The organism is Enterobacter sp. 01-M-03-SI-ECC (assembly GCF_047530215.1).
Lineage (GTDB): Bacteria > Pseudomonadota > Gammaproteobacteria > Enterobacterales > Enterobacteriaceae > Enterobacter > Enterobacter chengduensis.
This window is the reverse complement of the sequence record NZ_JBLKDA010000007.1, coordinates 177,984-196,381: the sequence shown is the minus strand read 5'-3', so window position 1 is coordinate 196,381 and position 18,398 is coordinate 177,984. Positions and strand designations below refer to the sequence as shown.

General features: G+C 54.8%; 21 protein-coding genes and 1 tRNA gene. 10 read left to right on the top strand and 12 right to left on the bottom strand.

Features of this window, described 5'->3' with window-relative positions:
- On the top strand, positions 1-103 hold a 103-nt coding region (locus ACMWKK_RS09630), incomplete at its 5' end, for an IS1 family transposase (protein WP_000496773.1).
- A gap of 150 nt (positions 104-253) precedes the next feature.
- Here ACMWKK_RS09630 and ACMWKK_RS09625 read toward each other — a convergent pair.
- From ACMWKK_RS09625 to aspA, 7 genes are all read right to left on the bottom strand, one after another.
- On the bottom strand, positions 254-1,507 hold the full coding sequence (locus ACMWKK_RS09625) for a tyrosine-type recombinase/integrase (RefSeq protein ID WP_001218761.1): 1,254 nt from the start codon (positions 1,505-1,507) through the stop codon (positions 254-256).
- A 195-nt stretch (positions 1,508-1,702) separates the two neighbouring features.
- Positions 1,703-1,778: transfer RNA gene (locus tag ACMWKK_RS09620), tRNA-Phe, on the bottom strand.
- Between the two features lie 127 nt (positions 1,779-1,905).
- The gene (locus tag ACMWKK_RS09615) at positions 1,906-2,481 is read right to left on the bottom strand and encodes a transcriptional regulator (RefSeq protein ID WP_112780395.1); all 576 of its coding nucleotides are present in this window, start codon (positions 2,479-2,481) and stop codon (positions 1,906-1,908) included.
- 49 nt (positions 2,482-2,530) lie between these two features.
- Positions 2,531-4,222 carry a protein-disulfide reductase DsbD gene (locus tag ACMWKK_RS09610; protein ID WP_112780396.1) on the bottom strand — a complete coding sequence of 564 codons (1,692 nt, stop codon included), beginning with the start codon at positions 4,220-4,222 and terminating at the stop codon, positions 2,531-2,533.
- A complete protein-coding gene (gene cutA / locus ACMWKK_RS09605; RefSeq protein ID WP_014168278.1) occupies positions 4,198-4,521 on the bottom strand; it encodes a divalent cation tolerance protein CutA in 324 nt (107 codons plus the stop codon). The genes ACMWKK_RS09610 and cutA overlap by 25 nt, the downstream gene beginning before the upstream one ends.
- A 113-nt stretch (positions 4,522-4,634) precedes the next feature.
- Complete coding sequence (locus ACMWKK_RS09600) at positions 4,635-5,936, bottom strand: anaerobic C4-dicarboxylate transporter (RefSeq protein ID WP_045331459.1); 1,302 nt, start codon at positions 5,934-5,936, stop codon at positions 4,635-4,637.
- 115 nt (positions 5,937-6,051) lie between these two features.
- The gene (aspA, locus tag ACMWKK_RS09595) at positions 6,052-7,488 is read right to left on the bottom strand and encodes an aspartate ammonia-lyase (protein WP_023616654.1); all 1,437 of its coding nucleotides are present in this window, start codon (positions 7,486-7,488) and stop codon (positions 6,052-6,054) included.
- A gap of 335 nt (positions 7,489-7,823) precedes the next feature.
- On the opposite strand from aspA, the gene ACMWKK_RS09590 reads away from it, so the two are divergent.
- Positions 7,824-8,288 carry an FxsA family protein gene (locus ACMWKK_RS09590; protein WP_023616652.1) on the top strand — a complete coding sequence of 155 codons (465 nt, stop codon included), beginning with the start codon at positions 7,824-7,826 and terminating at the stop codon, positions 8,286-8,288.
- 36 nt (positions 8,289-8,324) lie between these two features.
- Here the strand turns inward: ACMWKK_RS09590 and yjeH are convergent, their stop codons facing one another.
- Positions 8,325-9,545 (bottom strand): L-methionine/branched-chain amino acid transporter, encoded by a 1,221-nt coding sequence (yjeH, locus tag ACMWKK_RS09585; RefSeq protein WP_112780398.1) that lies wholly within the window; start codon positions 9,543-9,545, stop codon positions 8,325-8,327.
- A gap of 179 nt (positions 9,546-9,724) precedes the next feature.
- Here yjeH and ACMWKK_RS09580 point away from each other — a divergent pair, with 179 nt between their 5' ends.
- From ACMWKK_RS09580 to ACMWKK_RS09570, 3 genes are all read left to right on the top strand, one after another.
- Entirely contained in the window at positions 9,725-10,018 is a 294-nt protein-coding gene (locus ACMWKK_RS09580; protein ID WP_003855929.1) for a co-chaperone GroES, read from the top strand.
- Between the two features lie 31 nt (positions 10,019-10,049).
- Positions 10,050-11,693 carry a chaperonin GroEL gene (gene groL, locus ACMWKK_RS09575; RefSeq protein ID WP_014882201.1) on the top strand — a complete coding sequence of 548 codons (1,644 nt, stop codon included), beginning with the start codon at positions 10,050-10,052 and terminating at the stop codon, positions 11,691-11,693.
- A gap of 134 nt (positions 11,694-11,827) precedes the next feature.
- Positions 11,828-12,181, top strand: coding sequence for a DUF4156 domain-containing protein (locus ACMWKK_RS09570; protein ID WP_045331450.1), 354 nt, complete (start codon positions 11,828-11,830; stop codon positions 12,179-12,181).
- Between the two features lie 66 nt (positions 12,182-12,247).
- On the opposite strand, the gene epmB is transcribed toward ACMWKK_RS09570, so the two are convergent.
- Positions 12,248-13,276: an EF-P beta-lysylation protein EpmB gene (gene epmB, locus ACMWKK_RS09565; RefSeq protein ID WP_045331448.1), complete on the bottom strand. Its 1,029-nt coding sequence runs from the start codon at positions 13,274-13,276 to the stop codon at positions 12,248-12,250.
- A 40-nt stretch (positions 13,277-13,316) separates the two neighbouring features.
- Between epmB and efp the strand changes: the two genes are divergently transcribed.
- From efp to ecnB, 3 genes are all read left to right on the top strand, one after another.
- A complete protein-coding gene (efp, locus tag ACMWKK_RS09560) occupies positions 13,317-13,883 on the top strand; it encodes an elongation factor P (RefSeq protein ID WP_008502940.1) in 567 nt (188 codons plus the stop codon).
- A gap of 58 nt (positions 13,884-13,941) precedes the next feature.
- On the top strand, positions 13,942-14,073 hold the full coding sequence (locus ACMWKK_RS09555) for an entericidin A/B family lipoprotein (RefSeq protein WP_024907352.1): 132 nt from the start codon (positions 13,942-13,944) through the stop codon (positions 14,071-14,073).
- Between the two features lie 107 nt (positions 14,074-14,180).
- Positions 14,181-14,327: a lipoprotein toxin entericidin B gene (gene ecnB / locus ACMWKK_RS09550; RefSeq protein WP_003025482.1), complete on the top strand. Its 147-nt coding sequence runs from the start codon at positions 14,181-14,183 to the stop codon at positions 14,325-14,327.
- Between the two features lie 37 nt (positions 14,328-14,364).
- Here ecnB and ACMWKK_RS09545 read toward each other — a convergent pair whose 3' ends face one another.
- Entirely contained in the window at positions 14,365-14,964 is a 600-nt protein-coding gene (locus ACMWKK_RS09545; RefSeq protein ID WP_112780399.1) for a helix-turn-helix transcriptional regulator, read from the bottom strand.
- A 261-nt stretch (positions 14,965-15,225) separates the two neighbouring features.
- Here ACMWKK_RS09545 and sugE point away from each other — a divergent pair, with 261 nt between their 5' ends.
- Positions 15,226-15,543 carry a quaternary ammonium compound efflux SMR transporter SugE gene (gene sugE / locus ACMWKK_RS09540; RefSeq protein WP_006178944.1) on the top strand — a complete coding sequence of 106 codons (318 nt, stop codon included), beginning with the start codon at positions 15,226-15,228 and terminating at the stop codon, positions 15,541-15,543.
- Here sugE and ACMWKK_RS09535 read toward each other — a convergent pair.
- Both ACMWKK_RS09535 and ACMWKK_RS09530 read right to left on the bottom strand, forming a co-directional pair.
- Positions 15,540-16,070 carry a lipocalin family protein gene (locus ACMWKK_RS09535; RefSeq protein ID WP_112780400.1) on the bottom strand — a complete coding sequence of 177 codons (531 nt, stop codon included), beginning with the start codon at positions 16,068-16,070 and terminating at the stop codon, positions 15,540-15,542. The genes sugE and ACMWKK_RS09535 overlap by 4 nt on opposite strands.
- A 158-nt stretch (positions 16,071-16,228) precedes the next feature.
- The gene (locus ACMWKK_RS09530; RefSeq protein WP_112780466.1) at positions 16,229-17,374 is read right to left on the bottom strand and encodes a cephalosporin-hydrolyzing class C beta-lactamase ACT-63; all 1,146 of its coding nucleotides are present in this window, start codon (positions 17,372-17,374) and stop codon (positions 16,229-16,231) included.
- 132 nt (positions 17,375-17,506) lie between these two features.
- On the opposite strand from ACMWKK_RS09530, the gene ampR reads away from it, so the two are divergent.
- Positions 17,507-18,382, top strand: a complete 876-nt coding sequence (gene ampR / locus ACMWKK_RS09525; RefSeq protein WP_112780401.1) for a LysR family transcriptional regulator AmpR — start codon at positions 17,507-17,509, stop codon at positions 18,380-18,382.
- Positions 18,383-18,398 lie beyond the last annotated feature (16 nt).

The following is an 18,398-nucleotide window of genomic DNA, read 5'->3' as shown; positions in this document are numbered from 1 at the left end:
ACATCTGGCAAGGCTGGGACGGAAGTCACTGTCGTTCTCAAAATCGGTGGAGCTGCATGACAAGGTCATCGGGCATTATCTGAACATAAAACACTATCAGTAAGTTGGAGTCATTACCGGTAATCCCCTGTACCTACGTAAAATAGTTCATCACAAGGACAGGCGGCAGCTTGCCATCACCCCCTCTGTGAATAAATGTATACAGGGAAAGAATAAGTAAACATTCTCCCGGCATTTCTGCCGGGAGAATAGATTATAATTGTTGTCTGGCGTAATCGAAAGGTGAGACCGGATTTTCACTATTCGCATCGAGAAAATCTGCCCACCATTGCAGCATCAATTTGCGTTCGTCTAAGAACTCAGCTTTATGAATGTAGGCCGCACGTACGCCATTACGCTCCTGATGGCTCATCTGACGTTCAACAGCATCCCTGGACCATAGACCAGATTCAATCAATGAACTGCATGCCATTGCCCTGAAGCCGTGGCCACAAACGTCAACTTTTGTATTGTAGCCCATCAGGCGTAACGCGTTATTCACCGTATTTTCACTCATAGGTTTCCATGGATTGTGGTCGCCAGTGAAAATTAGCTCGTGCTCACCGCTGATGACCTGGATTTGTTTGAGAATATCCAGTGCCTGAGTTGAGAGTGGAACCAGATGCTCTGTACGCATTTTTGAGCCGCGATGGGAATACTTGACCCCTTCAATAGGTTTTCGCTCAGGAGGAATGGTCCACATGGCTTTCTTAAAGTCGATCTCAGACCACCTGGCAAAGCGAAGTTCACTGGAACGGATGAAGATGAGCAGTGTAAGTTTAGTTGCCAGTCGGGTGAGAGGTTGACCTCTGTAGGTATCCAGTCGTTCAAGTAGTTCAGAAATGCGATTTAAGGCGAGGGCAGGGCGGTGCTGACGTTTCACCGTGGTTAACGCGCCAGCCATATCCACGGCAGGGTTATAGGTGATAATGCCTGACTGGGCAGCATAGCGCATGATTGCAGTGATACGCTGCTGAAGGCGCGCTGCAATCTCATAAATCTCTTTGGCTTCGGCTGCCTTTACTGGAACAAGTAAATCGGGAGTTCTGAGGGTGGTAATGTCACGTGAACCGATAAAGGGAAACACATGAGTTTCTAGGCTTTTCAGTATCTTCTCACTATGTGAGGCTGACCATTTTTTGTTGCTCTTATGCCACTGCCTTGCGATGCCTTCAAATGTCTGAGCTGTTTCGGGTACCGACTTTTTGATTCGTTTCTGTTCGCACGGGTCAGTTCCTTCAGCTATCTGCTTTCTCGCCGCATCGCGTTTTTCCCTTGCTTCTGATAACGAGACTTCAGGATAGACACCCAGGGCGAGCGTTTTCTCTTTGCCCAGAAACCGGTAGCGGAGTCGCCAGTAGCGCGAGCCGTTAGGGTGAACGAGCAAAAACATGTTGCCGCTGTCGGCAAGTTTATAAGGTTTTTCATCCGGTTTAGCTGCACGGATTTTAGCGTCAGTGAGCGCCATTGGCGGTATCTCCTGATAGTAAAAGGGGCATAAATTTTATCGAATCAGACTATACCCTCAGTTGTACCCTCGCAAGGGGCTTGATGCGGGTAGAAGTTGATTGAGCTGGGTGGAGTTAATGGATTGAAGAGGTGTTGATTTCTGCGGGATTAGAATGCAAAAACGGACCTCCGTGGAGGTCCGTTGATATGAATTTGGTGCCCGGACTCGGAATCGAACCAAGGACACGGGGATTTTCAATCCCCTGCTCTACCGACTGAGCTATCCGGGCAACGGAGCGCATTAAACCGCAATCGCGCCTTATCGTCAACACTATTTCGGTAAAAGCTGTTCAACTGCTTAACTTTGCGGCAATCTGATGGTTTACGCGTCGAACAGGCAAAATTTAGCCGGTTCGCTTACGTCAACGCCCCGCCCATACGACACTGAGCAAAGCGCAGAATATCTTCCGCCAGTCGGTGCGCCGTATCAACATCAGCCTGGCTACGGTTCACCAGCATGCGGCTCAGGCAGCCCTCCAGCACCAGCTCCATCTGTTTAGCCACCATTGCCGGGTCATCCACTTCAAGGCGGGTCAGCAGCTCGTGAGTGAAGTCATGCGCTGCCCGTTTTTGCTGATCCGCCAGCTGGTGAATGGGATGCCCGGGATCGGGATAGAACGTACAGGCCGCAATAAACAGACAGCCTGGATAACGATTGTTACTTACGCAATCAGTCAGGGCGGAATAGCGTGCCAGCAGCTTTTGCTCCGCAGTCAGCTCTTCATTCAACATCAGTTGCCTGCGCCAGACATCAACCTGCTGGCTAAGGTAGCGCAGGGCATCATAGAGTAGCGCCTCTTTATCCGGCCAGAAGCGCTTAAGTTCATCCAGGGGATAATCGATACGGTCGGCTACCATCTCAAGCGTGGTGCTGGCGATCCCTTGAATCTCAAGTAATTGCAGGGCTTGTCCCAGTACGTCTTCACGTTGCACGGTTATCTCCTCCGCTATTCCCAACGGTTTGTTCCGTTTAAAGTGTTGTTTACGGTTGGCGATTGCGCAAATGCGCGCTAAATGACGCTGCATCCATAAACCCGGTTACACGCTGTTCTGGCTGTTCCTGACCCTGTTGATTGAAGAACAGGATGGTTGGCAACCCGAGTACGTTGAGCTGCTTCAGCAGGGCCTTATCCTGTGCATTATTGGCGGTCACGTTCGCCTGGAGCAAAACGGTCTCTTTCAGGGCGTTTCGCACCAGTGGATCGCTAAAGGTGTATTTTTCAAACTCTTTGCAGGCCACACACCAGTCGGCATAGAGATCGAGCATCACCGGTTTACCGTTCGCCTTTGCCAGGGCACCGTTGAGTTCATCCACGTTTTGAATCTGGGTGAAGTTCAGATGTGCCTGAGTCTGACTCGCCGGCGTACCGAACGCCCAGTCCTGCAGAGGACGAACGCTCACCAGTGCGGCAGCCAGGAGCAGGATTTGCACCAGGCGCATCCATGGCTTCTTCGCCCCGAGGCTGACGATAAACGCCCAGGCAAAGAATACAACGCCGAGCATCGCCCACAGGCGCAAGCCCCAGGCGTCGCCGATGATACGCTCAAGAAGGAACACCGGCAGCGCGAGGATGACAAAGCCAAATGCGGTTTTCACCGTCTCCATCCACGGACCGCTCTTCGGCAGCAGTCGATTGCCGAAGACCGTGACCAGGATCAGCGGCAGCCCCATGCCCAGGGCGTAAAGGTACAACGTTCCGCCGCCGAGCCACATGTTGCCGCTCTGAGCGATATAAAGCAGGATGGCGCTCAGCGGGGCGGTGGTGCAGGGGGAACAAATCAAACCGGCGATGGCGCCCATCACCAATACGCCGCCTGGCGAGCCACCCTGCTGGCGGTTACTCATCAGCGTTAAGCGCGTTTGAAGTGCCGAGGGTAGCTGCAGCGTGAACAGGCCAAACATCGACAGTGCCAGCAGGATAAAGATCGCGGACAGGCCAATGAGAACGTAAGGATGCTGGAGTGCGGCCTGGAACTGTAACCCGGCAGCGGCAACCACAAGGCCAAGGGCAGTGTAGGTCAATGCCATGCCCTGCACATAAATAAAGGCCAACAGCAGGGCGCGTGCGGTGGAAAGCCGTTGCTTACCGCCCAGCACGATGCCAGAGATGAGCGGATACATCGGCAGCACGCAGGGGGTAAAGGCAATGCCAATCCCAATCAGTAAGGCCCACAGCGCGGAGAACGGCAGGTCAGCGGGAGCTTCACGCCTCTCGCCCGAAGGAAGAGGGGTAACCGTCGCTGCCGCTTTTACTTCGCTCAGCGGAACGACCTTCGTTTCCGGCGGATAGCAGAATCCCGCGTCCGCGCATCCCTGATAGGTCACCGTCAACGTCGCGCCTTTATCCGCCTGATTCACCGTGACGGGGACGCGTAGGCCCTGGCGGTAGATTTCACTCTTACCGTAGAACTCGTCCTCATGCCACTCGCCAGCGGGCAACTGTAGTGCGCCTACGCTGGCCTGCGCAGGGGTAATGCTTACCTGCTTGCGATAGAGGTAATAGCCCTCTTTCACCTGCCAGGTAAGCGTCAGGTCGTGCTGGTTTTGCTGAAAATCGAAAACAAACGCCTGGTCAGCAGGAATGAAGTTCGAACGGCCGGGTGCGTCAAACAACCCGGCAAAAACTGACGTGCTGCACAGCAGCAGGATCAGCGTAAGGAAGCGTTGAGCCATGAGAGATAGTCGTTATCGCCATGAACCACTGGCAAGACCAGCAGTTCCGGGGTTTGGTAAGGATGATGAGACTTGAGGCAGTCCAGGAGCGCCTGCTGATTCGCCAGATTCGTTTTGAGCAGCATCTGGACTTCGTATTCCTGCTCCAGCTTGCCTTCCCAGTAATAAAGGGACGTGGCCCCGGGGAGGAGCGTTACGCAGGCTGCCAGTTTTTCGGCCAGCACCTTGGCGGCGAGATCCTGGGCAGAGGCTTCATCAGGGGCGGTGCACAGTACGACAACGGCATCAGGCGTGTTCACAAGTCGACCTCCTCATCACGAAAGGCTTCACTATATCACGCAAGGCGGTTGGTCATTAATGAAACGGGCCGCAGAGCGGCCCGATTTTAACTATTTTTACAACGGCTGATGGTTTACAGCACAATGCCGCCGATGATAAAGCCGAGGATGACGCAAAGCGAAATGGCCACCACGCCAGGGATCAGAAACGCATGGTTAAACACATACTTACCGATACGGGTTGAGCCGGTGTCGTCCATCTCCACCGCCGCCAGCAGGGTTGGGTAGGTGGGCAGAACGAACAGGGCCGAAACCGCCGCGAATGAGGCAATCGCCGTCAGCGGCGTAACGCCCAGCATCAGAGCCGCAGGCATCAGCGCTTTGGTGGTCGCGGCCTGGGAGTAAAGCAGGGTAGCGGCAAAGAACAGCACCACCGCCAGCAGCCACGGATAGTTGTGCAGCAGGTCGCCTGCTACGGTCTGAATGTCGCTGATGTGTGCCTTCACGAAGGTATCGCCGAGCCACGCCACACCCAGTACGCACACGCAGGCGCTCATACCGGATTTGAAGGTGCTGGCGTTCAGCACTTCGCTGGTGTCAATTTTACAGGTGATGCTAATCAGCGTCGCGATAGTCAGCATAAACACCACAATCGCTTCGTTACGCGGCAGGACCGGGTTCTGGATCAGACCCACGGTATCGCTAATGGCGGTCGCGTAGAACATCACTGCGACGATGCCGATCAGGAACAGCAGCACGGAGCGTTTCGCGTGCGGCTTCAGCTCAAAGACCTGGCTGCCGCGCAGGCTCACTTCACCTTTTGCCAGACGCTCCTGGTACACCGGATCGTCCTTCAGCTCGGCGCCGAGGAAGTTACACAGCACGGCGGTAATCATCACCGCAATCAGCGTCACCGGAATACAGATCGCCAGCAGCGTCAGATAACTCACGCCCATCGGCTCGAGGATACCGGCGAAGAAGACCACCGCTGCGGAAATCGGCGAAGCGGTAATCGCAATCTGGGACGCGACGACGGCAATAGAGAGCGGACGAGACGGACGGATACCCTGCTCTTTCGCTACTTCGGTAATCACCGGTAGCGTAGAGAAAGCGGTGTGGCCCGTACCGGCGAGAATGGTCATAAACCAGGTCACCAGAGGAGCAAGGAAGGTAATGTACTTTGGATGGCGGCGCAGCATTCGCTCCGCCAGGCTCACCAGGTAGTCCATACCGCCTGCCACCTGCATGGCGGCGATAGCGGCAATAACTGCCATGATGATTTCGATAACGTCAAAGGGGATTGCGCCGGGTTTAATCTGAAAGATAAGGGTAAGAACGAGCACCCCGAGACCGCCGGCAAAGCCGATGCCGATACCCCCGAGTCTTGCTCCCAAATAAATCGCCAACAGGACGATGACGAGTTCTGCTCCAAACATAAGGACCTGCCTTGCTTATTAACAAGTTGATATTGAATTGTTGTATTTTGGTAACACCTAAAAAGAAAAAAGGCACGTCACAAGTGACGTGCCTTAAGAAGCCTAGCCTGAACGGTTACTGTTCGCTTTCATCGGTATATCGTTTCGCTTTATAGGCCGGGTGCATCAGGTTCTGAGCAGAGAAAATGTCGTCCAGCTCAGCTTCGGTCAACAGCCCGCGCTCCAGCACCACTTCACGTACGCTCTTACCGGTTTCGGCACAAATCTTACCGACGATGTCACCGTTGTGGTGACCGATGAACGGGTTGAGGTAGGTGACGATCCCGATGGAGTTATAGACATAACCTTCACAGACTTCTTTATTGGCCGTGATGCCGTTAATGCATTTTTCCAGCAGGTTGTAGCAGGCGTTGGTCAGGATGTGGATAGATTCAAACATCGCCTGGCCAATTACTGGCTCCATTACGTTCAGCTGCAGCTGACCCGCTTCAGAGGCCATGGTCACGGTCGTATCGTTACCGATGACTTTGAAGCAAACCTGGTTCACCACCTCCGGCACGACCGGGTTCACCTTGGCTGGCATGATGGACGAACCTGCCTGCAGTTCTGGCAGGTTGATTTCGTTCAGGCCAGCGCGCGGACCGGAAGAGAGCAGGCGCAGGTCGTTACAAATTTTGGACAGTTTCACCGCCAGACGTTTCAGCGCGCTGTGCACCATAACGTAGGCGCCGCAGTCTGAGGTGGCTTCAATCAGGTCTTCTGCAGGGACAACCGGCAGGTTAGAAACTTCAGCCAGCTTCTGTACCGCCAGCTGCTGGTAGCCATCCGGGGTGTTCAGACGCGTACCGATGGCGGTTGCGCCCAGGTTCACTTCCAGCAGCAGCTCGGAGGTGCGCAGCAGGTTTTTCGTTTCTTCGTTGAGCAGCACGTTAAACGCGTGGAATTCCTGGCCGAGGGTCATCGGCACCGCGTCCTGCAGCTGGGTACGCCCCATTTTCAGAATGTCCTGGAACTCAACCGCTTTACGCTGGAAGCCATCGCCCAGCTGGTTGATCGCATCCACCAGCTTCACGACAGAGGCATACACCGCGATACGGAAGCCGGTAGGGTAGGCGTCGTTGGTGGACTGGCATTTGTTAACGTGGTCGTTCGGGTTCAGGTACTGGTATTCACCCTTCTGGTGACCCATCAGTTCCAGGCCGATGTTTGCCAGGACTTCGTTGGTATTCATGTTGACGGAGGTACCCGCGCCGCCCTGGTAGACGTCAACCGGGAACTGGTCCATGCATTTGCCGTTGTTCAGCACCTCATCGCAGGCTGCGATAATCGCATTTGCCACGCTTTTAGGAATGGTTTGCAGCTCTTTGTTAGCCAGGGCTGCGGCTTTCTTCACCATCACCATGCCACGGACAAACTCAGGGATGTCGCTGATTTTGCTGTTGCTGATGTAGAAGTTTTCAATCGCTCTCAGAGTGTGAACACCGTAGTAGGCATCCGCTGGAACTTCCCTGGTACCCAACAAGTCTTCTTCGATACGAATGTTGTTTAACATGTGAACCTTCTTTTCAAGCTGCCGATGGATTGTACTAAACACACAGTATTAACGTGGTTTTGAATATTTTCTGGCCGACGATTATTCCCTCAATCAGCCAGATGTTCGAGATCATATGCTGATGATAGCGAATTGCCGTAAGCTGGATCACTTATTATCGAGCCGATTCCATGATAATTATTAATCTGTGAAATGGGTCACCGCTTTAATATTTCCAGAAAAAATATCCGTGCAAACCGATTGAATTTTCGCTAACCGACACCATCTCATACAGACGCGCGTCGCGAACACATTCAGACAGGGGCCCGATGGCGCCTGCCACACAGGAGATGCCAGTGCGCTGGATACCGTTTATTGCTTTCTTTCTCTATGTTTACATTGAGATTTCCATTTTCATTCAGGTGGCCCATGTGCTGGGCGTCCTGCTGACGCTGATTCTGGTGATTTTCACCTCCGTTATCGGCATGTCGCTGGTGCGTAATCAGGGTTTCAAAAATTTCCTGATAATGCAGCAGAAGATGGCCGCAGGGGAAAGCCCGGCGGAAGAGATGATCAAAAGCGTGTCGCTGATTATTGCTGGACTGCTGCTGATTCTGCCAGGGTTCTTCACCGATTTCCTTGGCCTTCTGCTGCTTCTGCCGCCGGTGCAAAAGCACCTGACCATGAAGCTGCTGCCGCATCTGCGCTTCAGCCGTATGCCCGGCGGCGGGTTTAGCACCGGACCGGGCGATACCTTCGAAGGGGAGTATCAGCGTAAGGATGAACAGCACGACCGTTTAGACCATAAAGACGATCGGTGATGTTGTTGCCCGGTGGCGCTTCGCTTACCGGGCCTACTAAAGCGCCAGCCACAGCCCCGCCAGCATGACGATGGCGTACACGCTCTTCCATCCCACCATCGCCAGCAACAGCAGGCAAAGCACGCCCCCGACGGCCGCCAGCGCTTTATAACGACCTTTCAGCAAACGACATCCCGCCAGCATGCACAGCAGGTAGATCATGATGAAAATGCCGTTGGCGTAGACGATCAGCGCGTCCAGATTGATCTTCAGTGCGTAAATACACAGCGTGCTCAGCGCGCAGCAGCCCAGCACGGCATTCAGGGCATTCAGCGGAAGCTGGCGTTTGGACAGGCGCGCGAGGCGATTCTCAGGTTTGTAGAGCGCCTGCGACCACACCAGCCGGGCAAAGCTCTGGATATAAATATTCAGGCTGGCAAAACAGGCCAGATAGCCGATCACGCAGGCTATCCACAGCGCCTTCACGCCGAACAGTTCCACCACGATACCCGGCAGCGATGCCGCAGCGGCGAGATCTGCGCCGAACGCGTTGAAGTGCAACACCAGCACGGTGCACGCCCAGTAAACCGTGCCTGCCAGCAGCAGGCCTATCATCAGCGCGCGGGGGAAATCACGTTCAGGCTGCTTAAATTCAGAGGCCAGATGGGCAAAGGCCTCCAGACCGACAAAACACCAGAACATCACGGCGAGCGCGGCGAAAAGCTGCGAGTGGTTGACGTCTTTCACCGCCGGGAAGGGAATGTCTTTGATAGTGATATCGCCCGCCCACCAGATAGCGGCAACGAGTGCGACGATCAGCACCGCAACCAGCGTCTGCAGGTTGGCGCTGGAGCTGGCCCCGCGAGAGCCTACCCACCAGACGATAGCCAGCGTGCCCAGTTCGGCCAGCAGAAGCTGCTCATCATGCCAGCCAAACAGCGCCTGACCAAAGCCGGTGGCAATATGCAACGCCGCAGGAAGACCAACCGGAATGACGGAGAGAAACAGCCAGCCGGTAACGCGCTGCAGCCGCCGGCCAAAGGCCAGCCCGACAAAGTGCGCCACGCCGCCCGCGCTGGGGAAATGTCGCCCCAGGATGGCGAACACAATGGCTATTGGGAAAACCAATACAATCAGTACGGGCCACGCCCACAGGCTGTTATTGCCTGCCACCAGCGCCGCCAGTGCGGGTACGGCAAACACGCCCGTTCCTAACAAGGAGGTAGAGAGCAGACCAACACCCTGTGCCAGCCCCAACTCCTGCTTGAGTCCACTCATTAACATCGCCCTGCCCGTATCCAAAGAGAGGCGATGGTAACACTTTCGCAAATTTTTTTTTCAACTCCCCCTTGAAGGGGGAAAAAGCTATCCCCATCTCTCAGGGCACTAGTCGGAAAACCGCATGCGGGCCGGCGTCATCCATAACTGATAATGACTTTCTCAAAGGAGAGCTATCAATGAGTATTCGTCCGTTACATGATCGTGTGATCGTCAAACGTAAAGAAGTTGAAACCAAGTCTGCTGGCGGCATCGTTCTGACCGGTTCTGCAGCAGCCAAATCAACGCGTGGCGAAATCATCGCTGTCGGTAAGGGCCGCATCCTGGAAAACGGAACTGTGCAGCCACTGGACGTTAAAGTTGGTGACATCGTAATTTTCAACGATGGCTACGGCGTGAAATCCGAGAAGATCGACAATGAAGAAGTGTTGATCATGTCCGAGAGCGACATTCTGGCAATTGTTGAAGCGTAATTTACGCACGAGAATTTGAGGAAATAAGAACATGGCAGCTAAAGACGTAAAATTCGGTAACGACGCTCGTGTAAAAATGCTCCGCGGCGTAAACGTACTGGCCGATGCAGTTAAAGTGACCCTGGGCCCGAAAGGCCGTAACGTAGTGCTGGATAAATCCTTCGGCGCGCCAACCATCACTAAAGATGGTGTTTCCGTAGCACGTGAAATCGAGCTGGAAGACAAGTTCGAAAACATGGGCGCGCAGATGGTGAAAGAAGTTGCCTCTAAAGCGAACGACGCTGCAGGCGACGGTACCACCACCGCGACCGTACTGGCGCAGGCGATCATCACCGAAGGTCTGAAAGCCGTTGCGGCGGGCATGAACCCAATGGATCTGAAACGCGGTATCGACAAAGCTGTCGCTTCCGCTGTTGAAGAACTGAAAGCGCTGTCCGTACCGTGCTCTGACTCTAAAGCCATTGCTCAGGTTGGTACTATCTCCGCTAACTCCGACGAAACCGTAGGTAAGCTGATCGCGGAAGCGATGGACAAAGTCGGTAAAGAAGGCGTGATCACCGTTGAAGACGGTACCGGTCTGGAAGACGAACTGGACGTGGTTGAAGGTATGCAGTTCGACCGCGGTTACCTGTCCCCATACTTCATCAACAAGCCAGAGACTGGCGCTGTTGAGCTGGAAAGCCCGTTCATCCTGCTGGCTGACAAGAAAATCTCCAACATCCGCGAAATGCTGCCAGTACTGGAAGCCGTTGCGAAAGCAGGCAAACCGCTGGTTATCATCGCTGAAGACGTTGAAGGCGAAGCGCTGGCGACCCTGGTGGTTAACACCATGCGCGGCATCGTGAAAGTGGCTGCGGTTAAAGCACCTGGCTTCGGCGATCGCCGTAAAGCAATGCTGCAGGATATCGCTACCCTGACCGGCGGTACCGTGATCTCTGAAGAGATCGGTATGGAGCTGGAAAAAGCGACCCTGGAAGACCTGGGCCAGGCGAAACGCGTTGTGATCAACAAAGACACCACCACCATCATCGATGGCGTGGGTGAAGAGGCCGCTATTCAGGGCCGTGTAGGTCAGATCCGTAAGCAGATCGAAGAAGCGACTTCCGACTACGACCGTGAAAAACTGCAGGAGCGCGTAGCGAAACTGGCTGGCGGCGTTGCGGTTATCAAAGTCGGTGCGGCGACCGAAGTTGAAATGAAAGAGAAGAAAGCACGCGTTGACGACGCCCTGCACGCGACCCGTGCTGCGGTAGAAGAAGGCGTGGTTGCAGGTGGTGGCGTTGCGCTGGTGCGCGTTGCCGCTAAGCTGGCTGGCCTGACCGCTCAGAACGAAGACCAGAACGTGGGTATCAAAGTTGCGCTGCGCGCAATGGAAGCGCCTCTGCGTCAGATCGTTTCTAACGCCGGTGAAGAGCCATCTGTGGTTGCCAACAACGTGAAAGCGGGTGAAGGTAACTACGGTTACAACGCGGCAACGGAAGAATACGGCAACATGATCGACTTCGGTATCCTGGACCCAACAAAAGTGACCCGTTCTGCTCTGCAGTACGCGGCCTCTGTTGCTGGCCTGATGATCACCACCGAGTGCATGGTGACCGATATGCCTAAAGGCGATGCACCAGACTTAGGTGCTGCCGGCATGGGTGGCATGGGCGGTATGGGCGGCATGATGTAATCGTGCGCTCTACGTCGTAGAATGTGAAAAACCCCCGGGCAGAGATGCTCGGGGGTTTTTCTTTTGTTCATCTTTTAGGTATAAGATCTACACACGGACAGCTACTGTCCAGCTTATTGAAAACGAGGAATAACATGCGCGTAAAAGTCTGTGCAGGGATTGTAGGGGCAGCACTGCTGCTGGCGGGTTGTAGCTCCAGCAATGAGCTGTCGGCAGCGGGCCAGGGCGTTCGCTTTGTGGAAGATAAGCCTGGCAGTCAATGCCAGCTGTTAGGCACGGCAACCGGTGAGCAAAGTAACTGGATGTCGGGTCAGCATGGCGAAGAAGGCGGCTCTATGCGCGGTGCGGCAAACGCCCTGCGTAACCAGGCAGCGGCCATGGGCGGCAACGTGATTTACGGCGTGAGCAGCCCAACGCAGAGCATGCTGTCCAGCTTCGTGCCGACAGCCAGCCAGATGACGGGCCAGGTCTACAAGTGCCCAAACTGAGTTAACATGGTGATGGCGCTGCGCCCGGATCCTGTAGGGCAGGTAAGCGTAGCGCCACCTGCCTTTTTAGTGCTGCCGCAGCTGCAAATCCAGCGGCGTCTTGCTCGGTTCCCCGCCAATCTCGCGTGCCAGCTTCGGCACCATATAGCCTGAAACCAGCGTTAACAGTTCGCGCACGATCTGCCGGGCTTCTTCGTCCGTCACCATGAAATGGGCCGCGCCCTGAACGCGATCCAGCACGTGCAGGTAATAGGGCATCACGCCCGCATCAAACAGGGCATTACTCAGGTCTGCCAGCACGCGGGCGCTGTCATTTACGCCGCGCAGCAGCACGCTCTGGTTCAGCAGCGTCACGCCCGCTTTACGCAGTCGCGCCATCGCCGCGCGAAACGCATCGTCAATTTCGTTGGCGTGATTGATATGATTTACCAGCAGCACCTGCAGACGAGACTGCTCCAGGCGCGACACCAGGCCGTCAGTGATGCGTGCAGGAATGACAATCGGTAAACGGCTGTGAATGCGCAGGCGCTTGATGTGCGGGATGGCTTCAAGCTGGGTCAGCAGCCAGTCCAGCTCATGATCTTTGGCCATCAGCGGGTCGCCGCCGGAGAAAATAATCTCATCCAGCTCAGGATGGGCAGCAATATAGTCCAGCGCGACCTGCCAGTTGCGTTTATTGCCCTGATTTTCGGCATACGGGAAGTGCCGACGGAAGCAATAACGACAATTTACCGCGCAGCCGCCTTTTACCAGCAGCAGGGCGCGGTTGAGGTACTTGTGCAGTAAACCCGGCACCACGCTGTTCTGCTCTTCCAGCGGATCGGTGCTGTATCCCGGGGCAGTAATGAACTCATCCTGCGAAGTAAGCGTTTGTTTTAATAGCGGATCGTCGGGGTTGCCTTTCTCCATTCGTGCCACAAAGGCACGGGGAACGCGCAGGGCGAAAAGGCGCTTTGCCTCGCGGCCTGCAAGCAGCGCTGGGTGCTGATCGAGGTCTAAAAGACGCAGCAATTCATCAGGACTGGTGATTACATCGGCAAGTTGCGATAACCAATCTTCTCTGGACGGGGTGTTTAGGGTTACAATATGCGCCATTTTGTGGCTTAGCTACCAGTTAACAAATTTAGAGGGCCTTATGGCAACGTACTATAGCAACGATTTTCGTGCTGGTCTTAAAATCATGATGGACGGCGAACCGTACGCGGTTGAAGCCAGCGAATTCGTTAAACCAGGTAAAGGCCAGGCATTCGCACGCGTTAAGCTGCGCCGTCTGCTGACCGGTACCCGTGTTGAGAAAACCTTCAAGTCTACTGACTCTGCTGAAGGCGCTGATGTTGTAGATATGAACCTGACCTATCTGTACAACGACGGTGAGTTCTGGCATTTCATGAACAACTCCACTTTCGAACAGCTGTCTGCTGATGAGAAAGCGGTAGGCGATAGCGCTAAATGGCTGCTGGATCAGGCTGAGTGCATCGTGACCCTGTGGAACGGCCAGCCTATCGCTGTGACCCCACCAAACTTCGTAGAGCTGGAAATCGTTGAAACCGATCCAGGTCTGAAAGGTGATACCGCAGGTACCGGCGGTAAACCAGCCAAACTGTCTACCGGTGCTGTGGTTAAAGTGCCACTGTTCGTACAGACTGGCGAAGTGATCAAAGTGGATACCCGCTCCGGCGAATACGTGTCCCGCGTGAAGTAATTTACGTCATGATTGACGGCGCAGCGCCCGCTGCGCCTGATTTTTGCAGGCAGGGATGATGAAACGTACCGTTAAAATTCTGCTTCTGTTGGCGCTTTCCAGTGCATTACTATCCGGCTGCAACACCACGCGAGGAATGGGGCAAGATATCCAGGATCTCGGTCATATCATTTCTCACGCCGCCAGCTAAGTTCGTCTAATTTTCCTAAAATGCTTCCTTTACCGCCATTCGGCGGGATCTTGTCTATTATTAAGTTGCTATACACAAAACAACTTTGGCTATAAAAGGAAGATATTATGGTTAAGAAGACAATTGCAGCGATCTTTTCAGTCCTGGTGCTTTCTTCAGTGTTAACGGCCTGTAATACCACGCGCGGCGTCGGTCAGGATATTTCTGAAGGTGGTAGCGCAATTTCTGGTGCGGCAACAAAAGCTCAGCAGTAATATATATACGGTACGAGATCCGTCGGGTTTCGTACCGTCAGCTTTCTGACTCCTGCAGGGATAAGAACGGAGAAAAACGCGTATCCATGTGCAGCTTCATGCGGATATTGCGCTTGTAGGTATAGACCGTTTTTCCATTGATACTCAGGTGAGCGGCAATTTTTTGATTGCTTGCACCGTCCATCCACAACGTCAGCACTTTCGCTTCCTGCCGGGTCAGCAGCGGGGCCGCCGCCGTTGGCCTTTCAGCGCACGCGCGCGAGATCAGTGCGTCGTTGATAACCGTTGCCACTTTTTCGAGACTGGCATTTTTCAACAACGACGACCACACCGGGAACTGCCCGAGCCAGTCAGTCATGCCGCGCTCTTCTCCGGATTGCAGCAAAATAAACGGCAAGCGTTTACTGGCGTTAAGCAAGGAAGAGAGCTGCTGAAAATGGTGAATATCCTGCCTGAAGCCGTACAGGTCAGCGATAACCAGCGTGGGTTTCCATTGCAGAATATGCTCTCTGGCAAGGAACAGATTATTCAGCCCGGTTACAACGAAGTGTCCCGGGAACAAACCGGAATGATTGAGCCATGCTTCAAACCCCGAGCGGGTGAAGTGACAACGGTCAATCAAAAGAATTTTGAACATATTTTATTCGCAGTCGGCTAGTGGTTTGGCTTCCTGCCATCAGAAAGCACATCATCATAGAGAAGTCGGATGAGTGCTAAATGCCGGAACTACGGGCCATACTGCGGCTATTTCTTGCCTTAACGTGTTCAGCAAAAAATGATTGAAAAAAAATAGCACGCTAACCACAATATGGGGCGTAATCTCTGCCTTACGGGACGACCCGTAAGCGTTTCTTTCACCGGGGACGGCCCCAGCTTTTATTAAGTTAAGGAGCCTGAAATGTCCTGGATCATTCTTTTTATCGCTGGCCTGCTCGAAGTGGTATGGGCGATTGGTCTCAAATACACCCACGGATTTACCCGCCTGACGCCCAGCGTCATTACCGTCACCGCGATGATCGTCAGTATTGTTCTGCTCTCCTGGGCGATGCGCTCCCTGCCTGTGGGAACGGCGTATGCCGTCTGGACGGGCATTGGTGCCGTGGGTGCCGCCATCACCGGCATTCTGCTGTTGGGAGAGTCGGCGAGTCTGGCGCGTATCGCCAGCCTCGCGCTGATTGTGGCGGGAATTATTGGGCTTAAGCTCAGCACCCATTAATGGGGCTGTTTAACCCAGATAAGTTTTGATACATCAAACCCTTGCCGGGTCGCGACGTCCAGCATCTGCTGTTTCATTTCTGGCGAAATAGTTGGCGTGCGGGAGAGTATCCACAGATAGTCGCGATCCGGCCCGCAGACCAGCGCGTGACGGTACTCTCTGTCGAGGGCTATCACGTTATAGCCGCCATAAAACGGGCCAAAGAAAGAGACTTTAAGCGCGGCCCGTCGCGGGTCACCCGTGAAGTACGCTTTCCCTACTGACTGTTGCCACATCTCCCGGTCTGGGTTATAGCCCCGGTTGATCACCTGAATACCGCCATCATCCATCGGACTGTAATTCGCCGTGACCTTCTCCAGGCCCTGCTCAAACCGATGGTCGAGGCGCGCGATTTCATACCATGTTCCAAGGAAGCGTTGTGCATCAAAGGGCGTAACGACGGTAACGCCAGGTGGCGGGGTAGGGGAACTGCAGGCAACCACTAAAAACGCGGCTGTCACCGCGGCGATAACAGGCAGAATGCGCATAGGAGTTTCCTTACTGTTTTTTGTTAAGTGTAGATGACGGCAAGGAAAATGTGGGGGAGCGTGCGGTTTGTTTCGCCGGGTGGCGCTGCGCTTACCCGGCCTACGAATAATGTGGCTTTTGTAGGCCGGGTAAGGCGAAGCCGCCACCCGGCAATGTTTTACTGCAATGCGTCGAGGATACGGTATGCCGCCTCAACGCGTGCCGGGTTCGGGTAGCTTTTATTCGCCAGCATCACGATGCCGAGACTTTTCTCCGGAATAAATGCCGCGTAGCTGCCAAACCCGCCGGTTGAACCCGTTTTGTGGACCCAGGATGCCTTAACCGGCGGCGCGGGCGGATTGACTTCGCTCGCAGGCAGCGGCGCCAGCGCCACCTTATTGTCGCTGCCGTCAACCACGGTTTTGGCATCCACCGGCCAGTTAAGCATTTCCCAGCCTAATCCCTGGTACATGGCCCCCACGCGCCAGTAGCGAGACTGCGCCAGGGTAATGCCTTGCCTGAGTGACGTATCCTGAATGGCGTCCGGCTTCATGTTGACCATCACCCAGCTTGCCATATCCTGCACGTTGGTTTTCACGCCATAAGCTTCCGCATCGAGCATTCCCGGCGAAACGTGCACCGCTTTACCGTCACGGTATCCCCAGGCGTAATGCGCCTCTTCCGCTTTCGGAACGTTAATCCAGGTATGGTCCAGCTTGAGCGGCTTAAGGACCCGCGTCGTTATGGCCTGCTCATAGCTCATGCCGGAAGGCTTCACCGCCAGCGCGCCAAAAAGACCGATGCTGGCGTTGGCATAAAGACGCGTTGTGCCCGACTTCCACTGCGGCTGCCAGTTTTGATAAAAGCGCAGCAGAGAGGCGCTATCCGTGACCTCATCCGGTACCTGTAGCGGCAGACCTCCCGCGGTATAGGTGGCCAGATCCAGCATGCGGATCCCCTGCCACTGCTTGCCTGTCAGCGCGGGCCAGTACTTTGTCACGGGGTCGCCCAGCGATATTTCACCGCGAGCAACGGCATCGCCACCCAGTACGCCGGTGAAGGTTTTACTTATAGAGCCCAGCTCGAACAGGGTTTGTGGGGTAACCGGTTTGTTCTTTGCAACATCGGCTTTACCGAAGGTAAAGTAGTGCGGCTGGCCCTGATAAATCACCGCCACCGCCATACCCGGAATAGCCTGCGCTTTCATCAGGGGCGTAACGGTGCGCTCCACCACCTCAGCCAGCTGTTTTTCTGACAGCGGTGCGGCCAATACTGAGCAGGAGGTGCTGAGCAGCAGGGCGCAGCAAAGGGTTTTTGTCATCATCATTTATCTTCCGTAATAGCAGTTCAAGGGAGTGTCCGGGCCCGTCAGACCGCTGTAGTCTGTTGGATTTGACCACAGCTGACAAACGGTTAAATTTAGCATTAGCTGTTAATTTTTCTAACGGATGAGGCCATGACGCGCAGCTATCTCCCCCTTAATTCCCTGCGGGCGTTCGAAGCCGCCGCCCGGCACCTTAGCTTTACGCATGCGGCTATCGAGCTCAACGTCACCCACTCGGCGATTAGCCAGCACGTAAAGGCGCTGGAGCAGCACCTGAATTGCCAGCTGTTTGTCCGCGTTTCGCGTGGGCTGATGTTAACCACCGAAGGCGAGAATTTGCTGCCGGTGCTGAATGACTCGTTCGATCGTATCGCCGGAATGCTGGATCGCTTTGCCAGCCAGCGCGCTCAGGAGAAGCTCAAAATAGGCGTGGTGGGGACGTTTGCTACGGGGGTTCTATTTTCTCAGCTCGCGGACTTTCGCCGCTGCTATCCGCATATCGATCTTCAGCTTTCCACCCATAACAATCGCGTCGATCCGGCCGCTGAAGGCCTTGATTACACCATTCGCTACGGTGGCGGCGCGTGGCATGGAACCGATGCTGAATTTCTTTGCTCTGCGCCGCTGGCACCGCTCTGCACACCTGACATCGCCTCCTGTCTGAAAAGCCCGGCAGATATCCTGAAGTTTACCCTGCTGCGCTCCTACCGGCGCGACGAGTGGGCGGCGTGGATGCAGGCTGCGGGTGAACATCCTCCCTCGCCGACGCACCGGGTGATGGTGTTTGATTCGTCCGTGACCATGCTGGAAGCCGCGCAGGCGGGCGTAGGAATTGCCATTGCGCCTGTCGATATGTTTACCCATTTGCTCAGCAGCGAGCGCATCGTGCAGCCGTTTGCAACGCAGATTGACCTTGGCAGCTACTGGCTCACGAGGCTGCAGTCACGCGCAGAAAGCCCCGCCATGCGTGAGTTTGCCCAGTGGCTGGTGGAGAAGATGCAGAGATAAAAGGCCCGCCGGATGG

Coding starts and splice junctions, on each gene's coding strand:
- ACMWKK_RS09625 (WP_001218761.1), bottom strand. CDS start 1,507: ATGGCGCTCACTGACGCTAAAATCCGTGCAGCTAAACCGGATGAAAAA.
- ACMWKK_RS09610 (WP_112780396.1), bottom strand. CDS start 4,222: ATGGCTCAACGCTTCCTTACGCTGATCCTGCTGCTGTGCAGCACGTCA.
- ACMWKK_RS09600 (WP_045331459.1), bottom strand. CDS start 5,936: ATGTTTGGAGCAGAACTCGTCATCGTCCTGTTGGCGATTTATTTGGGA.
- aspA (WP_023616654.1), bottom strand. CDS start 7,488: ATGTTAAACAACATTCGTATCGAAGAAGACTTGTTGGGTACCAGGGAA.
- yjeH (WP_112780398.1), bottom strand. CDS start 9,545: ATGAGTGGACTCAAGCAGGAGTTGGGGCTGGCACAGGGTGTTGGTCTG.
- ACMWKK_RS09580 (WP_003855929.1), top strand. CDS start 9,725: ATGAGTATTCGTCCGTTACATGATCGTGTGATCGTCAAACGTAAAGAA.
- groL (WP_014882201.1), top strand. CDS start 10,050: ATGGCAGCTAAAGACGTAAAATTCGGTAACGACGCTCGTGTAAAAATG.
- ACMWKK_RS09570 (WP_045331450.1), top strand. CDS start 11,828: ATGCGCGTAAAAGTCTGTGCAGGGATTGTAGGGGCAGCACTGCTGCTG.
- epmB (WP_045331448.1), bottom strand. CDS start 13,276: ATGGCGCATATTGTAACCCTAAACACCCCGTCCAGAGAAGATTGGTTA.
- efp (WP_008502940.1), top strand. CDS start 13,317: ATGGCAACGTACTATAGCAACGATTTTCGTGCTGGTCTTAAAATCATG.
- ACMWKK_RS09555 (WP_024907352.1), top strand. CDS start 13,942: ATGAAACGTACCGTTAAAATTCTGCTTCTGTTGGCGCTTTCCAGTGCA.
- ecnB (WP_003025482.1), top strand. CDS start 14,181: ATGGTTAAGAAGACAATTGCAGCGATCTTTTCAGTCCTGGTGCTTTCT.
- ACMWKK_RS09545 (WP_112780399.1), bottom strand. CDS start 14,964: ATGTTCAAAATTCTTTTGATTGACCGTTGTCACTTCACCCGCTCGGGG.
- sugE (WP_006178944.1), top strand. CDS start 15,226: ATGTCCTGGATCATTCTTTTTATCGCTGGCCTGCTCGAAGTGGTATGG.
- ACMWKK_RS09535 (WP_112780400.1), bottom strand. CDS start 16,070: ATGCGCATTCTGCCTGTTATCGCCGCGGTGACAGCCGCGTTTTTAGTG.
- ACMWKK_RS09530 (WP_112780466.1), bottom strand. CDS start 17,374: ATGATGACAAAAACCCTTTGCTGCGCCCTGCTGCTCAGCACCTCCTGC.
- ampR (WP_112780401.1), top strand. CDS start 17,507: ATGACGCGCAGCTATCTCCCCCTTAATTCCCTGCGGGCGTTCGAAGCC.